The organism is Streptomyces sp. NPDC053048 (assembly GCF_044547045.1).
Taxonomy (GTDB): Bacteria; Actinomycetota; Actinomycetes; order Streptomycetales; family Streptomycetaceae; genus Streptomyces.
Genome location: NZ_JBITZS010000021.1, coordinates 1 through 16,958, shown reverse-complemented (window position 1 = coordinate 16,958; position 16,958 = coordinate 1). Strand labels below are relative to the sequence as shown.

The 16,958-nt window shown below is 69.7% G+C and carries 18 protein-coding genes; 14 read left to right on the top strand and 4 right to left on the bottom strand.

Translation table 11 applies throughout. From position 1 onward, the window contains the following. Window positions 1-173: 173 nt before the first annotated feature. The 4 genes from ACIG36_RS33260 to ACIG36_RS33245 all read right to left on the bottom strand — a co-directional run bounded on the left by ACIG36_RS33260 (window position 174) and on the right by ACIG36_RS33245 (window position 4,442). Window positions 174-767 carry a transcriptional regulator gene (locus ACIG36_RS33260; RefSeq protein WP_399936246.1) on the bottom strand — a complete coding sequence of 198 codons (594 nt, stop codon included), beginning with the start codon at window positions 765-767 and terminating at the stop codon, window positions 174-176. Beyond that, window positions 767-3,688 (bottom strand): DUF927 domain-containing protein, encoded by a 2,922-nt coding sequence (locus ACIG36_RS33255; RefSeq protein WP_399936244.1) that lies wholly within the window; start codon window positions 3,686-3,688, stop codon window positions 767-769. Before ACIG36_RS33255 ends, ACIG36_RS33260 begins: the two co-directional genes overlap by 1 nt. Before the next feature lie 275 nt (window positions 3,689-3,963). Next, window positions 3,964-4,161 carry a hypothetical protein gene (locus tag ACIG36_RS33250; protein WP_399936242.1) on the bottom strand — a complete coding sequence of 66 codons (198 nt, stop codon included), beginning with the start codon at window positions 4,159-4,161 and terminating at the stop codon, window positions 3,964-3,966. 29 nt (window positions 4,162-4,190) lie between these two features. Further along, entirely contained in the window at window positions 4,191-4,442 is a 252-nt protein-coding gene (locus ACIG36_RS33245; protein WP_399936241.1) for a hypothetical protein, read from the bottom strand. 170 nt (window positions 4,443-4,612) lie between these two features. Between ACIG36_RS33245 and ACIG36_RS33240 the strand changes: the two genes are divergently transcribed. The 14 genes from ACIG36_RS33240 (at window position 4,613) to ACIG36_RS33175 (ending at window position 16,837) form a co-directional block, all read left to right on the top strand. Beyond that, window positions 4,613-4,777: a hypothetical protein gene (locus tag ACIG36_RS33240; RefSeq protein ID WP_399936239.1), complete on the top strand. Its 165-nt coding sequence runs from the start codon at window positions 4,613-4,615 to the stop codon at window positions 4,775-4,777. After that, complete coding sequence (locus tag ACIG36_RS33235; protein WP_399936237.1) at window positions 4,777-5,331, top strand: hypothetical protein; 555 nt, start codon at window positions 4,777-4,779, stop codon at window positions 5,329-5,331. The genes ACIG36_RS33240 and ACIG36_RS33235 overlap by 1 nt, the downstream gene beginning before the upstream one ends. Beyond that, window positions 5,331-6,566 (top strand): hypothetical protein, encoded by a 1,236-nt coding sequence (locus ACIG36_RS33230; RefSeq protein WP_399936235.1) that lies wholly within the window; start codon window positions 5,331-5,333, stop codon window positions 6,564-6,566. The genes ACIG36_RS33235 and ACIG36_RS33230 overlap by 1 nt, the downstream gene beginning before the upstream one ends. Further along, window positions 6,563-6,736 carry a hypothetical protein gene (locus ACIG36_RS33225; RefSeq protein WP_399936233.1) on the top strand — a complete coding sequence of 58 codons (174 nt, stop codon included), beginning with the start codon at window positions 6,563-6,565 and terminating at the stop codon, window positions 6,734-6,736. Before ACIG36_RS33230 ends, ACIG36_RS33225 begins: the two co-directional genes overlap by 4 nt. 143 nt (window positions 6,737-6,879) lie before the next feature. Further along, on the top strand, window positions 6,880-8,634 hold the full coding sequence (locus tag ACIG36_RS33220) for a hypothetical protein (RefSeq protein WP_399936231.1): 1,755 nt from the start codon (window positions 6,880-6,882) through the stop codon (window positions 8,632-8,634). A gap of 85 nt (window positions 8,635-8,719) precedes the next feature. Beyond that, entirely contained in the window at window positions 8,720-10,903 is a 2,184-nt protein-coding gene (locus ACIG36_RS33215) for a hypothetical protein (protein ID WP_399936230.1), read from the top strand. Between the two features lie 174 nt (window positions 10,904-11,077). Beyond that, entirely contained in the window at window positions 11,078-11,407 is a 330-nt protein-coding gene (locus ACIG36_RS33210) for a hypothetical protein (protein ID WP_399936228.1), read from the top strand. Window positions 11,408-12,140: 733 nt separating this feature from the next. After that, window positions 12,141-12,977 carry a ParA family protein gene (locus ACIG36_RS33205; protein WP_399936226.1) on the top strand — a complete coding sequence of 279 codons (837 nt, stop codon included), beginning with the start codon at window positions 12,141-12,143 and terminating at the stop codon, window positions 12,975-12,977. Further along, complete coding sequence (locus ACIG36_RS33200) at window positions 12,977-13,198, top strand: hypothetical protein (protein WP_399936224.1); 222 nt, start codon at window positions 12,977-12,979, stop codon at window positions 13,196-13,198. The genes ACIG36_RS33205 and ACIG36_RS33200 overlap by 1 nt, the downstream gene beginning before the upstream one ends. A gap of 107 nt (window positions 13,199-13,305) precedes the next feature. Then, entirely contained in the window at window positions 13,306-14,529 is a 1,224-nt protein-coding gene (locus ACIG36_RS33195; protein ID WP_399936222.1) for a helix-turn-helix domain-containing protein, read from the top strand. A 52-nt stretch (window positions 14,530-14,581) separates the two neighbouring features. After that, the gene (locus ACIG36_RS33190) at window positions 14,582-14,779 is read left to right on the top strand and encodes a hypothetical protein (protein WP_399936220.1); all 198 of its coding nucleotides are present in this window, start codon (window positions 14,582-14,584) and stop codon (window positions 14,777-14,779) included. Then, window positions 14,776-15,072: a hypothetical protein gene (locus ACIG36_RS33185; protein ID WP_399936218.1), complete on the top strand. Its 297-nt coding sequence runs from the start codon at window positions 14,776-14,778 to the stop codon at window positions 15,070-15,072. The genes ACIG36_RS33190 and ACIG36_RS33185 overlap by 4 nt, the downstream gene beginning before the upstream one ends. Before the next feature lie 105 nt (window positions 15,073-15,177). Beyond that, the gene (locus ACIG36_RS33180; protein ID WP_399936216.1) at window positions 15,178-15,435 is read left to right on the top strand and encodes a hypothetical protein; all 258 of its coding nucleotides are present in this window, start codon (window positions 15,178-15,180) and stop codon (window positions 15,433-15,435) included. 157 nt (window positions 15,436-15,592) lie between these two features. Continuing rightward, on the top strand, window positions 15,593-16,837 hold the full coding sequence (locus ACIG36_RS33175; RefSeq protein WP_399936214.1) for a hypothetical protein: 1,245 nt from the start codon (window positions 15,593-15,595) through the stop codon (window positions 16,835-16,837). The last annotated feature ends 121 nt before the right edge of the window (window positions 16,838-16,958 follow it).

Sequence of the window (16,958 nt, the reverse complement as noted above, 5' to 3'; positions counted from 1 at the left end):
GTAGACGAATTCCGAAAAGGGAAAAGCGGTGAATAGGGGGTTGCTGGGGAGTCTGAGGGGGCGCAGCGTCCCTCAGAACAAGAGTTGGGGCCGACGCGGATATTTCCCGCGTCGGCCCCAACCCCCCGCTTTCTATGGGTGATACCCGCTGAATCTCGGAAATAACCCTTGACTCAGGCGGAGAAACCCACAGTGCTCACGTAGTGGTATTCACCCCAGTCAGTGCCGAGATCCATGAGCCAGTCGCACCACTCGTCTTCCAGGCCGTCCATGTCGTCTTCGGCCCAGCACGCCACGATTTCATCCCAGCGCCGGACATTCAGCGAGCGATGCCCGATATCCCGCCGTCGGCCAGGGGGTTGGCCTTGCCGATTGACGGAGGGAACGGCGGATTGGTCGATGGGCGAGAGTTCTACCCGAGTACCGCCACCGGCATTAAGCCGCTTTAGGAGATCCTTGGCGACATTCCGGCGCCGGTAGTCCCAATAGGCGTTGTCAATCTTCTCCAGATTGGCCCTGTTAGGCGTCTGGGTCTCCGCCAGCCACCCGAAGAGGGTTCGGGTACTGACGGAGATTCCGGCGCGCTCCATGGCCTCGTAGCCGCCCGCGGAGCCTGTGAGGTACCGGAGGCGGGCGGCCAAGCCGCGCTCGCTGTCCACGGGGGACGCGATGCCGGCGGCCAGGATGTCGAGCTGGATGGCGACGGCCTCACTGGACTTGAGGCCGCGGGCGCCGTACTTGCCGAAGTCGCGAACCCTCCCCGGCATTACTCACTCTCCCCGATTTCGTATGAGTCCTTCACCTTGACCTGGGAAACCCCCCGGCCCTCGGGAAAGACCTGCTGCCAGTCACCGACGACGTGCAATTCGTCGGTGCCCGCCATCTTAACAATCGTCAGCCCGGAATTGTGGGCCTTCATTGCCTTCATCCAGAGGTTCGAGAAAGCTTGGGAACGGATGATGTGCATCCAGTCCGGGCGCCGAATGTCGTGATTGGCGTTCGACTCTCCCAGAGTGGAGACGAACTTGGAGTACATCGACTTGACGTATTCCAGGGTCACCTCGTCACCAGAGGCGATGGCACCCTCTCGCGCGTCCCTCAGAGTGCGGCGGAACTTCTCCAGAAGGTTCTCACTGGCACCTGAGGTGTACGACTCGTGGATAACCGGTGCTTCACACAGGCGTCCGTACTTCTCCGTGGAAATCCGGAGCAGGAGGCGCATGGTGGGCTCGGTAATCCAGACCTGACCCGGTTCCTCGCGGTCGCCGAGAGGGTTGGGAAGGTGAGGGTGATTCCATTCCGGCGGCGTGATGAGGTGAACTCCCGAACGGCGCGGGTTATGTGTGCCGTCGGTGCTGTGCTGCAACGCGCCGATCGGCAGATGCGTCTTGAGGGCGGACAGGTAGGCGCCGTTCATATCGAGCGCAGTAACCGTCTTGCGGGGGCCCTTGCGAATCAGGTCCTTGCGGTGGAACTTCGGGCGGGCCTCCCAGATTTGGTCACTGTCCTTGGACGACTTCTTGCGCAGGATGTCGAGCGAGGGCAGGTAGGAGGTGTGCTCGTACCGGGCACCGGTCCGGCAGACATCCAGGAGCGCCATGGCGTCCGGGATGGCGCGTTTGACCAGAGCCGCGGTCGCGGTCTCGACGTCGCCGCCGTGCTTCTCCAACGCCTCGGCCACGCGCTGACCGATGAGGTCCGGGACCTCGGCCGGCGCCTGCACCGGGCGCTGCTGGGGCCGCTGCTGCGGCACGGCCGCTTCGGCAGCCGGTTCCTGGTTTGCAAGGTTGCAAGCATCCTTGGAACCCTGCAAGTCAGCTTCCAAGAGTTCTTGGAAGCTGACTTCGTTGGAACCTTGCTGCGGCGTCTCGGCCGCCGACTGCTGCCGGTGCTCCTGGTGCTGGGCGCCGGGCTGCTGCTCCTGGTCCTCGTCCTCGTCCGGCCCGCCGTAGGCTTCCTCGGCCTTGGAGACGGCGAAGCAGTACATGCGCTGGGGAAGGCGGTCGGTGTGGTCCCGGAGGGTGCGGGAAATCCGCTTGCGATCGTTCCGGCCATCGCCCGGGATAAGCACCTTGCGATTCTTCATGTCCGCGAGGCACGCTGACACGTTTTCAATTTCCGCTTTCCGTGCGATGACTTCGAGGCAAGCGGGGATAACCCACAACTGATCTTTTGTGGTGAACCCCTGGATCTGTGACCGCATTTCGCTTCCGAGAAGTCGAGGGACTTCCTCGATCGCCGGGAATTCCGAGGGGGCGACCCGCGAGGCGTCGAGCGCGTCCCAGAGCCGCTGACCTGCCGGGAGGTGCGCGGCGACCGCCGAGACCGTGGCGGCGTCGAGCAGCTCGCGCGCGCCAGCGTCGGCGGCCTGGGCGAGTTCGGGAATCTCGATGACCTCGCCGAGGATGTGCGCGCCGACTACCCAGGCCGCGTGCATCCCGGCGATGGTGCCGGCCACTCCGCCGACGTGCGCGCCGTAGGCGTTGGCCAGGCGCCGGTGGAGCCGACGCCACTTCGCCAGGGACTCCGCGGAGTACACCCCGGCCTGGATCGCCCACTCGAAGGGCCAGCCCGCGAAATCGGCGGCCTGACGCTTGAGCCACTGAGAGAGGTGCTCGGCCTCCGGGTTGGGCTCCACGACCTGGCCCTCGGCGTTGACGAACGCGTTCTTCCAGAACGGGCCGTAGACCTCGTACAGGCGGCTGGCGAGGTCCTCGGTCTGCCCGGGGCGGCGCAGCGGCCGGTTGGAGCTGGAGCCCAGCATGGAGTGGAAGCGGCCCCGTCCGGGCTGTACGGAGCCGTCCTTACCGCCGGTGGTGCGGGTGGCGCCGCTGACGATGGCGGACAGCAGCTGCTCAGCCGCCGCAAGGTTCAGGGCGAGGCTGGAGAACTCCTCACGGAAGATGGGCAGGAACCGCGCGTCGCGCAGAAGCTGGGGCAGGCCCTGCTTGGAGGTGTCCCAGCCCCGCATCAGCTCCTGGAGGTCGCCGCGGATCGAGCCGTAGAGGCAGGCCTGGACGACCTGGGTGGTGGACTTGCCGCACTGGCCGTCACCGCACAGGTTCACCACGCAGGCCGGCAGGCCGAGCACCTCGAGGAGCGGGGCGACGAACGCGGCACCGAGCATGAGGGCGGTGGGACCGTGCTCGTGGGCGAAGTACCCGGCCATGGCCCAGAAGTCGCGGGCGGGCTCTTCCTCGCCGCAGGTGACGCGGTAGCCGATGTCCTGGGCGTCCGCCTCGGGCATGACCAGGGAGCCGTCCACAGCGCGCGACACGCGGGAGGGAACTTCGGGCGTGTCGAGGGACTGCTTGCGGATGATGGTGGCGAACGCCTGGACGGCGTCACGCCCGGACGGCTTCTGCACGCCGATCTTCCCGGCCCAGGTCCCGTTGTCGAGTTCGTCCTCGCTCACCCGGCGCGGGCCCTCGATCGTGTCGACGAGGTAGCGGATGCCGTTGTGCTTGCCGTCCTCGGAACGGGCCGTAATCAGGCCGATGACCTTGGGGACGAAGCCGACAACGAGCGGCGTACCCTCACGCGTGCTGCTGTGCATGATCGCCCGGTCGATCGGGTTGTAGTACCACCCGGCACGCATTCCCGGGATCGGGACAAGGGTGCCGAACGTAGATGATCTGGGCTGAGAAGAGGCGTCGCCCTCATCCGTAGGGGTGGGACGCTTGCGCATGTATCGGGCCTTTCTGGCAATGCCGTGGCCCGCTGTCTGGCAGGGGAGGAGAAATCTCCCTTACACTCGACAACGAACCACGAGACGCGTTCACGCGAGGCCCTTCGGGTAGGTGCTACCAACACCGATGACCCGGGGGTCTCTCGCGTTTTTGGATCAAGTAGCGGAGAGCTTACGCCCTGTAGGGGACACCCCCAGCGGCGTCTCCGATCTCCAGGTGATCAGCCCCTTGACCAGCTTCGATCCGTAGGCGGTCAAGGGGTCGCTTCCTTCAATCAGTCTCCGGAGCCCTGCTGACGCAGGATGCGCAAGATCTCGTCCAGCGTCGTCTGGTGCTGAGAGAGCGCTGCCCGCATCTCTTCCTGGCCCTTCTCCAGGCGGTCGAGCGAGGAGGTGTGGTTGGCCAGGGCGATGGTGTGCTCGGTCTGTCTGTCGATCACTCGCTGGAGCTTCTCGTTGACGAGACGAGCCATCTCTTGGCTGATCGGGTCCTCGGACATGTTCAGCCCACCCCCTTCTTGGTTCGGACTTCCACGCCTGCGTCTGAGAGCCACCTGTAGAGAGTCTTGGAGCTGACGCCGGCCAGCTCGCTTATGCGGCTCCGCTTGGCACCCACGCGGTCAGCCTCGATGGCTGCCGCTCGCAGGTCACTGATGAGTCGTTCAGCTTCCGCAAGCAGCTGGGTACGGCGCTGCCCGATCTCAGCGAGGTGTCTCAGCGCGGTGGCCCGCTGCTCTTCCGGTAGCTCAACCATGCGGACAGCGTATCAGGGTGTTCGGCTCCAAACATAGCTGTTGTTTCCCGGCAAGAGTTGTGTCATCTTGGAGCCCTGCCCCGGAAACGAGGGCGGCCTCGGGAGGGTGTGTCACCACCCATGCCCGAGGCCTTGACCACCTACCTGCTACATCAGGGAGGCGATCCGTCATGGATCGTACCGGCACGCCCATGGGCGTGATCAGTCAGTACGAGCCCCGCACCTGTGAGACCTGCCAGGGGGCGCGCGGCGCGACCGAGACCGAGAGGGACGGCAACGTCGTCCGGCAGACGTGGCGCTCCTGCTCCGCGTGCGGCGGGCAGGGGGTGCGCTGATGATCCGGCTCACCCGTACCCGCACTCTGCGCGCCCTGCGGGCCGCTGTCGCCGAGGCCGAGGCCGACGTGGCGGCGTACGTGATGGAGTGCGCGGACTGGCAGAAGCAGTTCGTGAGGGTCGACCGCCGCGTCGGCGAGGCCGAGGCCTCCGCGGAAGTGCTTCGCGACGACGTCGACGCCGCCCGCGACCGGGCCGAGGAGCTCCAGATCGAGGCCGACATGCTGCGGGAGTCGCTGCGCGGCGCGATCGAGGCGGAGGAGTCGGCCACCAAGCAGCTGGCCACTCTCGAGGCCGAGGCCACCCGGCTCCGCCAGGAGCTCAAGGAGGCCACCGCCCTCACCCGGGGTGCCCGCTGGTTCTACGTGATGTGCCACGCCGGCCGACCGATGAGCATCCACAGCACCCGCCAGGAAGGCCGGACCGCCGCAGAGGACAGCGGCGCGCCGGGCGACGCCTGGACGGAGCGGCCCGCAGCCACGCCGCTCACCCCCCGCGGGTGGGACATCGTGGCGGTGCCCCTCCCCCCGGTCCAGACGGAGGGGGAGGCGTGATGAGGAGGCAGACCGAACGGCGCGTCGTCCCGGTGACCCTGCGCGGCAAGACGCACCAGGTGCCCATGGAAATGCCCGTGCCTACCCCGCCCGCGATCCCGGCGGACTGGGAGCAGCGTGCGCTCGCGGCGGCCTTGGTCGTGACCGGTGGCCTGACGCTGGCCTCGGTGGTGTGGTCCACGGTGAGCATCGGCAACCTGCTGCACGGTGGGGTCGGCTACGTCGCGGCGAGCGTGTTCGACGCGTCGTGGATCGTCGTCCTGCTGATGGAGTTCCTGGGCCGCTACGACCGCCGGCGCCGGAAGTCGGCCCGCATCCTGGGCTGGGTCCTGCTGGTCCTGACCATGGGAGCGCTGGCGGGGGACGGCATCAAGCAGGACGACGTCGGCCTCGCGGTCTGCGGGGCGATGGTCTCGCTGGTGGCCAAGCTGCTGTGGCTGGGCGTCCTGAGCTTCGTCCACCGCGACCTCTCCCCGGGCGCCGCCGGGTGGGTCGCGGCCGAGCAGGACGCCGCCGCGGCCGAGCTGGCACTGGCCGGGGTGGACCGGCGGGTTGCCCGCTCCCGGGCGAAGGCCGCCGCGCACCGCCTGGCCGTCGAGCGGCTCTACGGGCCCGGTGCCACGCACGACGTGCACCGGGCGAGCGAGGTCATCGACGTCGAGCCGGAGCCTGAGCCGGACCAGGAGGTGCTGCGGCAGGCGGTCGCCGATCAGCTCTACGCCCGGGAGATCGCCGCGAGCGAGGGGTACGGGCCTGCGTGGCACGCGGCCTGTGCGCAGGCGGATGCCTCGATGCAGGAGGCCATGGACGCCGGGTTCCCCACCCACCGGGTGCTGGAGCAGGTGGAGTCCTACCGGCCTTCCGCGCCCCGGCGGAAGGTTCCGGAACCTCCGGAGACCCCGGTATCCGCGCAGGTCAGCGGGCCGGAACCGTCGGAAGTCTTCCGGAAGGAGATGGCGGAGGTTCCGGGGACCGGTCCCGAGCCGCCCGCCCGGCCGCAGCCGCTGGAGCAGGCCGGGGAGGAGCCGCCGGCGAACCTACGGGCGGGGGTGCACGCGCTCTACGCGATGGGCATCACCGATGCGGCAGTGATCGCCCGGCACCTGGCCCCGGTGCTCGGCGGCATGCCGAAGGTGGCCAGCGTGGACCGGTACGTACGCGAGGCGAAGAAGGCCGCGAGCGCCAAGGGGCCGGACCGGCCGCACGACGGCCGGATGACCGGCGGCTACGCGTGAACCGGCAGGGCGACGGGCGGCTGCTCATTGTGGTCCTGGACCCGGACATGCCGCCGGAGCACAGCCCGGTACGCCGCGCACTGACCAGCTACCACGGCCAGTTGGTCACTATCCGCCCCGAACTGCCCGTATTGCGGCAGGAGTCGGGCGAGTTCCCGACGAACTGCTGATCTGCATATCGCTGGAAGGGTGTCCGATCCGGCACCTACCCTCACGGGACGTGATGGTTCCGTGACGGCCCCGGCGGGACGTCCCCCCGCCGGGGCCCCTCCCACACATGACTGCCAGTCAAGGCATTGGAGGTACGCACAGCATGGCGACTCCTACACCCGCCCCACAATCCGCCCTGAACGGGACCGACTCAGAACCGGCCGTTCCGACGGCGCCGGTGGTCCCCGCGGTCCCCCAGGAGACCCCTGAGGAGACCGCGCCCGATCCGGAGGAGGTCAGCACGCCGGGCGGTCTACCCGTGGTCCCGGCGGTGACCGTGGGCACCACAGGCACCATCGCCGGTGTCTCTGCCACGGGCCTGGCCGCCGGGGGCGGTGCGGCGCTGCTGCTGGCCGGGGCGCTCGTCCTGGTCCCCGCCGTCGTCGCGGTCGCCCGCGCCCCGAGGGTGGCTGGCGCTGCTGGCCGCGCTCGCCCTCGGACGCCCGGCCGCCCGGGTGGTGTCCCCACCCAGCGAGCGGGCGCCCGCCCGGGGGCCACTTCGCTGCTGCGCTCCGCCGGTGCCGCGCCTCGCCGCTCCGGCTCCGGTACTCGCGGGTCGGGGGCAGGCTTCGGCTCGGGCGCGCTGCGCTCCGGCCGGCTGGGCAGCGGCCTGGGCCGCGCCGCCCAGCACGCCGCCGCGGTGCGGCAGGCACGCCGCCAGGGCGCGTCGCAGACCGCGAGCGTGGGCCGGACCGCTGCTGGTGTGCAGCAGACGGCTGCGCGCCGGGAGTTGGCCGACGCCCGCCGCCAGGCGCGGCAGCAGCGCCGCGCCCAGCAGCAGAACCGCGGAACCGGGACCGGGCGGGGCCGCCTGTCCCTGTCCAAGGGCACGGCGGCAACCGGCGGGCACCGGACGCCGGGTGGGGGCCAGCGCAGCGCTCACAGGGCATCCGGGGGCCGTGGCGGGGCCGTTGGACGGATGCTGCGGGCCGGGCGCGGCGCTGCCGCCCAGACCCTGGCCCGCGCCCGCCGCCAGAACGGGGCCACCACCACCGCCCCGAAGTCGCGCGGCACCACGCCGAAGGGCACGGGCGGCAGGGCAAACAAGCAGGAGCCGCGCGGGTTCCTGGCCCGCCGACGCGCCGCGTACCGGCAAGCGCGCGACCAGATGCGCAACCGCTGGCGCGGCCGGGCCCAGGCCCGCATCGAGGAGCGCGCCCGCACCCGGGACCGGCGCAGGGCCCTGCGCCGGTCTGCGGCCCGCTTCCACGCCCGCCGGGCCCTGGCCGCGCTGGCCGCCACCCCGCTCGGGGTGCTGGCGATGGTCCTGTGGCCGCTGGCCAAGCTGCTGCGCATCCGGCCGCCGCGCTGGGGCCGTGCCGTGTGGCGCGGGCTGTCCCACGCGGCCACCCAGGCCCGCGTCGAGCGGGACGTCGCGGCCTACGAGGAGCACGACCAGGCCGAGGCCGACCGGGCGCGGGAACAGCGCCCCAGGCCCGGCGACGTTGACCGGCCCCGCCGCGCTGGCGAGGTCGCACCCACCACCACACAGGAGGCAGACATGACCCAGGGATTCGACTTCCGCGAGGCAGCGGCCGAGATGCTGACCCAGGCCCAGAGCGCCGAGCCCGGCGGCATGATGCAGGTCCTGGCCCAGATCGAGACCCTGCCCGAGGCCATGGCCGCCATCGCCGAGACCTTCGCGACCGTCGCGGCCACCTGCTCGCCGGACAACATGCCGCTCCACCCGGCGGTCAACGACGCGCTTCAGGACCTCCACAAGCAGCTCGTGAGCTGCGTGGACGCCGCCGAGGCGGTCGGGGAGCTGTTCCACACCCACCACGAGGAGGACATCGCCCGGCACACCGACGGCCGCACGGCCGAGGAGATGTGGGACGTCAGCCGCAACGAGGAGTAGCACCCCCTCGCGCACCACCCGGCGGGCGCGCCCCGGCGCGTCCGCCCGCCCCGCACCACCACACCCACCGAACGAGGGAGTCCTCATGGCCCGGAAGACCGCCGCTGACCACCGCGCCCACCTGGCCCTGGACTGGGCCGCCCGGCACGGGCCCGTATCCGGCCCGCTCGCCATGGCCACCACCTCCATGGCCGTGGCCTCCACCGGTGCCCTCACCCACATGCCCTCCGGCTGGCCGCTCGCCGTCGGCGTCGTCGGCGCCGCCGCGCACGGCATCGGCGCCGGCCTCCGCAAGCGCCTGGGCCGCTTCAGCCTGGCCACCCGCGCCGCGGGCTGGCTGCTGTCCTCCGGCTGGACCTCCGTCGTCATCGCCTCCGAACCCGCGACCTGGACCGGACAGCAGGCATGGACCGCGCTGGCCGCGCTCGCCGCCATCACCGTGGGCATCGGCGGAGCCGCCTACGCCTCCGAGGTCCAAGAGGAAGCCGCCGACGACGCGGCCCGCGCCTTGCAGGCCGCCATGGCCGAGGCCGAGATCGCCCGCGCCGACTGGGCCACCATCGACGCCTGGATGGCCCTCATCCGCCAGGTCACCCGCGTGCCAGTCGAGTTCGGAGGCGGCTTCACCCGGCGCCCCAACGGCTCCGGGTTCGCCATGGAGATCAGCCTCCCGATCGGCATCACCTCCGACCGCATCGCCGGATACGCCCAGGCCCTGGCCGAAGCCGCCCGCCTGCCCACCGGATGCCTCGTCCGCGTCGAGCGCGCCGGCCGCCAGGGCCACCTCATCCTGGACATCGACACCCACGACATGTCCGCCCTCACCACCCGCTACCCCATCGAGGAGGCCAGCGGCAGCCCGCTCACGGTCAACGGGCCCGTGCCCTGGGCCGTGGACCGCTCCGGCCACCCCATCGAGCTGCACCTGCGCGAAGCCTGCGCCCTGATCATCGGCCCACCCGGCAGCGCCAAGACCACCCTCCTGGACGGCATCGTCGCCTCGTTCGCGCGCTGCAACGACGTGCTGGTGATGGCGATGGACGTCGGCAAGCGGTGCGCCGACTTCAAGCACTGGAACCGCCCCTGGCTGGAGGCAGCCGGCCGCATCGACCCGCCCGCGGGCAGCGCGCGCCCGCCGGAGGACACCCAACCCGTCATCGACTGGATGGCCACCACCCTGGCCGAGGCCGAGACGATGCTGGACGCCCTGCTGGCCATCGGAGAACGGCGCCTGGCTGACGCGGCGAACACCAAGCTGCTGCACATCACCCCGCAGCAGCCGATGATCTTCTGCATCATCGACGAGGGCGCCGAAATGCTCGCCTACGAGGGCCGCGACCCCGTACGCAACCGGGTCCGCACGAAGATCGTGGCCGTGATCCGCACCCTGCGCGCCATGGGCATCCGCCTGATCCTCACCGCCACCGACGGCAACGTCTCCAGCCTCGGAGACAGCGCCATCCGCAAATACTCCCCCGTCCGCGTCGCCCTCACCGCCACCGACTCCGAAGGAGCCTCCGTGGCAAAACTGTTCAGCCGCGTAAAGGGAATCGACGCCCGCCAGCTCCGCTCAAAGGGCTCCGGCGTCATCGGAGCCGTTACCGGAGACCCGGACACCGAGATCTATCCCACCGCCATGCGAACGTTCCTCACCGATTCCACCCTGCACCGCGAAATCGCCATCCGAACCCGCCATTTCCGCCCGACCCTCGAAAAGTCGGCGGCAGAAGCAGCCGGAGACGCCTACCTCGAAAGGTGGTCCCCGGAGAACATCAACCAGCTTCTTTCCTCCATCGGCGCCACGGAAAGCGAAAGCAGCCCGGCAGGCACCACCAAGCGCGGAAAAATCGAATACCGCCGCACCCTCAACCTCCCCTCCCGACCGGTGGACGGCAGCGAGACCACCCAGGCGCCGAAGCAGGAAGAGCCTCAGCAGCCGCAGGACGACCGGCCGCTGACGGATGCGGACCTGTCGAATCTCCTCGCCGCCCTCGACAAGATCCCCGAGGCCACCGAGGCCGACAGGCCGACACCACGCCAGGAGCGGCCCGAGCCCTCGGAGGAGGAGAAGCCGGCCGGACCCGCGTGGCTGCCGCAGGCCATCGAGGCGATCCGCGCGAGCGGGGCGGACGGCATGAAGGTCGGCGCCATCGCCGAGATCGTCGGCCTCGACCGCAAGACCGTCCGCACCGCCCTGCGCGCGTGCAAGGAGCTGGTCTACCGGGACAACGGCCCCCACTCCTGCTACGTCCACCGCGACTACGCCTGACCACGCACAGCTACCGGGTAGTGGGTAGTGGGGTGCTCCCCACTACCCGGTAAGCCCCCTCGCCAGCGCCCGCGGCCCGGAAAACCCCTCTACAACGGCACCCCAGTACCCACTACCCAGTACCCACTACCCAGTAGGCGACCACGCTCCGTAACCCAACGAAGGGGGCTCCCGATGATCCGCGACGCCATCACCTGCGACCGCGACGACTGCATGGCGATCTACCTCGAACCCGTCGCAGACCCGACCGCCGCGCCCGGCCTGGACCACGAACCGACCCGCGCCGAGGACGTCCTCGACTTCGAGCAGCTCGTGGACCTCGCCGGGTGGGTGCTCGAGGACAAGGCCGGCCACTCCTGCCCGGCCTGCGTCGCCGGACGCGGCCCGGTCCTGGAACGCGGCGAGTGCCCGGCCTGTACCGGCCGGACCATGGACACCACCGAAGGCGCGCGCTGCCACTACTGCCGCACAGTCATCCCGCACGCGGACGACGACCTGCTCTGACACTGGCACAGCGCGAGAAGCTGAGGCCCTGCTCCGGAATCGGCGGAGCGGGGCCTCACGCGTTCGACAAACAGGCCGCAGCGGACGACGGCACGGGTCCGGACCTTCTGTATGAGGCTCCGTGTGGTGCACGGACCCTCATACAGAAGTAGTCGGCAGCTCTAGCAGGGCTTGTCATAGCTCGTGACCTGCGGCTTTCTCCGCCCGCCGGGCAGGGCCGAGACAACCTGAAAAGCAACCTGACGGACAACCTCAAACACAACCTGACAAACAACTTGAAAAGCAACCTGGTAAGCAACCATCCAAGGAAGCTTGCAATCTTGGTTCCTTGGAAACTGGCTGCCTCGTCTGCCCGGCGGTGGCGTCGGCAGGAACGGCCGTTCGGCTGACTGCCGGGCATGCCTCAGGCGCCCTGCTCACAGCCGCATCGGACGTCGGCTACGGGTTCGGCTTCGCTCAGACCCCTCTGCAGAGAAGTAGTCGGCGCCCGCCGGGGGCCCGCCGTGACCCCTTGACCCGCAGGTCAGACCCCTTGACCACCCCCTGACTGGCGACGGCTGGGGGCTACTCGTACGGCAACTCGTAGGGAAATTCGTAGGGCGCCTCGTAGCGCAACTCGTAAGGCAACTCGTAGGGCGACCTGCCGAAGGATGCTTGCAAACTTGCTCGCTTGGAAACTTGCTGCCACTGTCTGGCCTGACGAACGACTCCTTCACCCCCGGAGCAGGCAGGTATGACAGCACTCCCACCCCATGTCTCGATCGCCAACCACAAGGGCGGCGTCGGCAAGACCGGCACCGCCCAGGGCCTCGCGGTCGCCGCGGCCGAGGCCGACCACCGCGTCCTGGTCGTGGACATGGACGCCCAGGGGAACCTCACCCGGCGCCTGCGGGCCCAGGTCTCCGCCGACCCCGACGAGCGCCAGCGCAACAGCCTCGCCTCCGTCCTGGAGCGCCCCGCCCGGGGCGAGATCGAGCGCGTGCTCGTCCCCTGCGGCTACGGCGGCATCTACAGCGACCGCATCCGCATCGCGCCCGCGCACCTCGACCTGGAGCTGCTGCCGCGCAGCGCCGCCCAGGCCGCCAGCGAGCGCCGGCTCCTGAAGGCCCTCGCGGGCGTCGTCGTGGACTTCGACCTCGTTCTCATCGACTGCCCCCCGAATCTGCTCAGCCATCAGATCGACATCGCATGGACCGCCAGTGACGTTCTCCTGCTGCCATGCGAAGGGGAATACGACGCGGTAGAAGCAGCCCGGCGTATCGCGGAAAGGGTCACGGCCGACCGGGACATCCTCAACCCGGATCTCGCCATTGCCGGAATGATCGTCAACCGGTTCCGCACGAGCCTTTCCGTCCATCATCAGCGCGCCGACGAAATGGCGAAGATCGTGGGAGCCGAAGGTGTTTGCCCGACACGGCTGCCGGAACTCGTCGCCATCAAGAACATGGCGGAACTCGCCCGCCCGCTCGCCGAGATCGACGGCCAGGGGAAGGCAATGGCGGCACTGTTCACCGACGTGTACAAGTGGAGCCGCGAGCGTATTGAGACCGTGATGAAGGGTGCTGCCTGATGCCTGCCTATGAGGACGTTTCTGAAGAACCTCAGCTCTCCGGCCGTCGCACGCAATCGCCCAAGCCCGAGAAAGTCTCCGAGACGGCGATCACGACGACCATTCCCATGCCTCTTCGGCGGCAATTGAGCGTGGCCCTCGCCGTGCATCAGGTGAAGCTGAAAGACGCGGTGACGCAGGCGCTTGAGGAATGGCTGAAGAAGAATCCGCCCACCCTGTAACCGAAGAACCCGACCGGGCGTCAACTGGTGGCTGAGCAAGGCTCGTTCGCGCGGGTTGGTGCGGCGTACGCTGGTCAGAAGGGCTTGACCTCGTACAGGGAGCGGCAATGACGAACCCGGCCGGGATGACCACTGGGGAGCGCGTCCGGTTCTACAGGGAACGGCGCGGGATGACACGGCCCGTGCTCGCCGGCCTTGTCGGGCGCGGCCCGGACTGGCTGAAGAAGGTCGAGGCCGGCGAGCGCCAGCTCCGCGACCACGTCCTGCTGGTCCGGCTCGCGACCGCGCTGAAGCTCAGCGACCTGAGCCTCCTGACCGGGGACTCCGTGCCCATCCCGGTCGGCCCGTCCTCGAGGCTGATGCTGCCGGGCGTCGCCGAGATCCGGGAGGCCCTGCGGGGCCCCCTGTTCGCCGCTCCTGACGAGCCGCCGGCCGTGGACGTGCTCCGCGGACGCGTGGCCGAGGCCTGGCGGCTGTGGCACTCCTCCCGCTTCCAGCGCTCGGAGATCTCCGCCCTGCTCCCCGGCCTCATCCGCGACGCCTCAGCGCTCCCCCGCCGTCTCGACGGCCCGGAGCGCCGGAAGGCCTACGCCGTTCTCGCCGACGTTCACCACCTCGCCCAGCAGGCCGTCGCCTTCGCCGTCGAGCCGGAGCTGTACTGGCTGATCGCCGACCGGGGCAGGAACTCCGCGCAGGAGGCCGACAGTCCGCTGTGCCTCGCCGGCGCGTCCTGGACCTGGGCCAACGGGCTGCGCGAGTCCGGCTACGCCGAGGAGGCGATCCGCGTCGTCACCGAGGCGGCCGAGGCCATCAAGCCCTACCTGGAGACGGGCCCCAACGACCTCCGGGGCGTCTACGGGGCCCTGCACCTCCACGCCGCCATCACCCACGCCCGCGAGGGCTCCGAGGGCGACGCGTGGCGGCACTGGGACGAGGCCGACCGCACCGCGGACCGGCTGCCCGCCGGGTATGCCCACTCCTGGACCGTCTTCGGCAGGGGCAACGCCGACATCCACGCCGTCAGCGTCGCAACCGACCTCAGGACGCCAGGCACAGCCATGAGCCGCGCCGAGTCGGTGGACCTCGACGCGGTCCCCAGCGTCGAGCGCCGCTCGCGCGTGCTGATCGAGCTCGGGCGCGCGCAGAAGCAGCGCAAGGACCACGCCGGCGCCCTGCACTGGATGAAGCGCGCCGTCGAGGTGGCGCCGGAGACCGTGAGGTTCACCCCGGTCGCCCGGACCCTGGTGTACGACCTGGCGAAGGAGGCCCGCGGGCCGCTGAAGTCGGATGCCATGGCCCTCGCCGAAGAGGTACAGGTACTGGCGAGCTGAGGGGGACAGTCTGTCCCTGTCCGTGGTCGCGACTGTGCATAGCGTCGCGCAGATGACGACGATGCTGCCGAGAACGGCCATGCTGTCCATGACGAGAGAGCCGACCCCTGCGGAGGGCTGCGACGTGTGCACGGCGCTGGCCAAGCAGAGGGAAGAGGCCCGCAGGCGGGGCAACCGCTCCAAGGTCACGGACACGAACGTGGAGATCGCCAGGCACCCTCACGCACGGACGAGGGGCGGGACCAGGTGACGCGCTACTTCCGCTTCGGCGAGTTCGAGATCGTCCGCGATCCCGACACATTGCCCCGTTTCGGGGCGGTGTGCGTGAGTGACCTCGGGAACTGCCATGCCCACTCGGGCAACCTCCCCGACGAAGGCACGATGCACCGGTGGATCGGCGAGCACGCCAGGGACACAGGGCACTATGACTTCGACCGGAACATGGGCGACCGGTGCCACGTGATCCCCCCCGAGGGCGCGATCATCGCCGGTGAAGTCGTCCGGGAGCGTCCCACCCTCGAACGGGCCCGCGCTCACCCCTAGCACCTCCGCCAGCACTGATCCGGTGCGTCCTCCTTCGCCGTCGCTGGGGAGGACGGCCGGCAGGGCCGGTCTGGCGGTCCCCTGAGCGGCCGTCAGACTGTCCTGATGACCACACCGAACATTTCCCGTGATCGCGCGCTGGGGCGCGGCGTCAACGCCGTGATCCCCGAGCCCGGAGCCCCGCAGACGCCGGCCGCCCGTGCCCGCGCGGCCTTGGCTGCCGTGCAGACGTCTGAGGTGCCCAACGCCGTGCTGGACGCCGTCGCGGGCCTGCTCCTGGAGCTGGCCCCGCAGGCCCAGGACGAGGACACCCGGCAGGCTGCCGAGGAGGCCGCGGCCTACCTCCGCGCCACTCTCACCTAGCCTCACCGGGCAGCCGTTTTCCAAGGACGCAAGCTTGCTTGCGTCCTTTTTTACAAGCTCTGGCTCTACAGAGCCGCAGCGACCCTTTTCCGCCAACCTCAGCGAAGCGTGTCAACCTGGTTGCGCCTCAGACTGTCTACACGTCAACCTGATTGACATGAAGTCGAATCCGAAGGCCCCGACCGTTACCGTCCGCGAGGTCACCGAGGCGGACGTGCCCCCGATCCCCGACAAGGTCGCCATCCACGCCTGGCTCGACAGCAACGGCACCAACGGCCCGCAGCCGCTCGGCACCGGCGCCGGGCACTACCAGCGCATCGTCCTCAACACGGTCACCGGGGAACTGTCCTTCCACTGCTCCGACTACCGCCGCAGCGACCGGGACAAGGACTACTACCCCGGCGCCCTGTTCGCCCCCAGCCACTGGCAGGGCGTCCCCCGGGCCCTCTACTGGGTCATCGACTCCGGGGTGGACGAGCGTCCGTACCACGACGTGGCCGAGGGCAACGGCTTCGCCCAGGAGCTGGCGCCACTCGCCCAGCGCCTGCTGGACACCCTGCTGCCCGTCCCCGGAACCGACGAACTCGACTGGTCCGCGGAGGCGGCGTCTGCCGGCCTCGACATCGACCAGGCGTGCCACCGCTCCCGCAAGGCGCCCGAGGGGCGCCGTCCGTGGCTGATCGACCTCGCGGACGCAGTCGGCCCCTTCCCCGACCTGGTCTCGCCCTCGCTCGCGGACGCCTCGGACGAGATCCTGGACGAGGAGGCCGGATACCTCTCCCGCATGGACCTGATCCCGGCCGGGGCCCCCTTCCCGAACCTCGCCGAGTACTACGAGATCAGCGAGGAGGACGCGCATCGGTACCACGCTGGCCTGGTCGGCACCCGGGCCCACCTCTACCAGTACCGCGCGGACCAGGCCGCCGGCCTCCGCCCCCTCGACGCCGCCCACTGGCTCGTCCAGACCCGCCTCAGCCTCGCTCGGCGCGTCACCCCGGACTCGACCGACGCCTACCTCAACACCCTCGCCCACGAGTTCCAGCAGACGGCGGCCTCCGAAGGCGTGAAGCTCATCGGCACCGCCCGCGCCCTGCGCGATCACCGCGCGCGGCTCCGCCAGGCGCTCGTGGACGAGCTCACGCTGTTCGCCAACGCCCGCGACGAGGCCGAGGGCGCCCTCAAGCGCTACCGGGCCGCGGTTGCCGGGCGCCTCGCCCAGATCATCAGCTGGGACGACCCCCAGCACAGCAACAACGACGCCGAGTTGGGACGCAAGGCCGGTATCTCCCGACAGGCCGTGAACAAACTCCGAGGCACCTTCGAGGACGCCGAAAATTCCTCTATCCCTCGCGATCCAAAGGAACTCCAGGAGCGCATTACGGCAGATCACAGTGCCGAATAGCGCCCGAATTTGACGGAGTGTTGAAAGTGGGATGTTCGGGCCCGATGCGGGAATTACCGCGTCGGGCCCGAACCATTTCCCGGCTCCTTTCCTCCCTTTCTCCTTTCGGGAATTCGTCTAT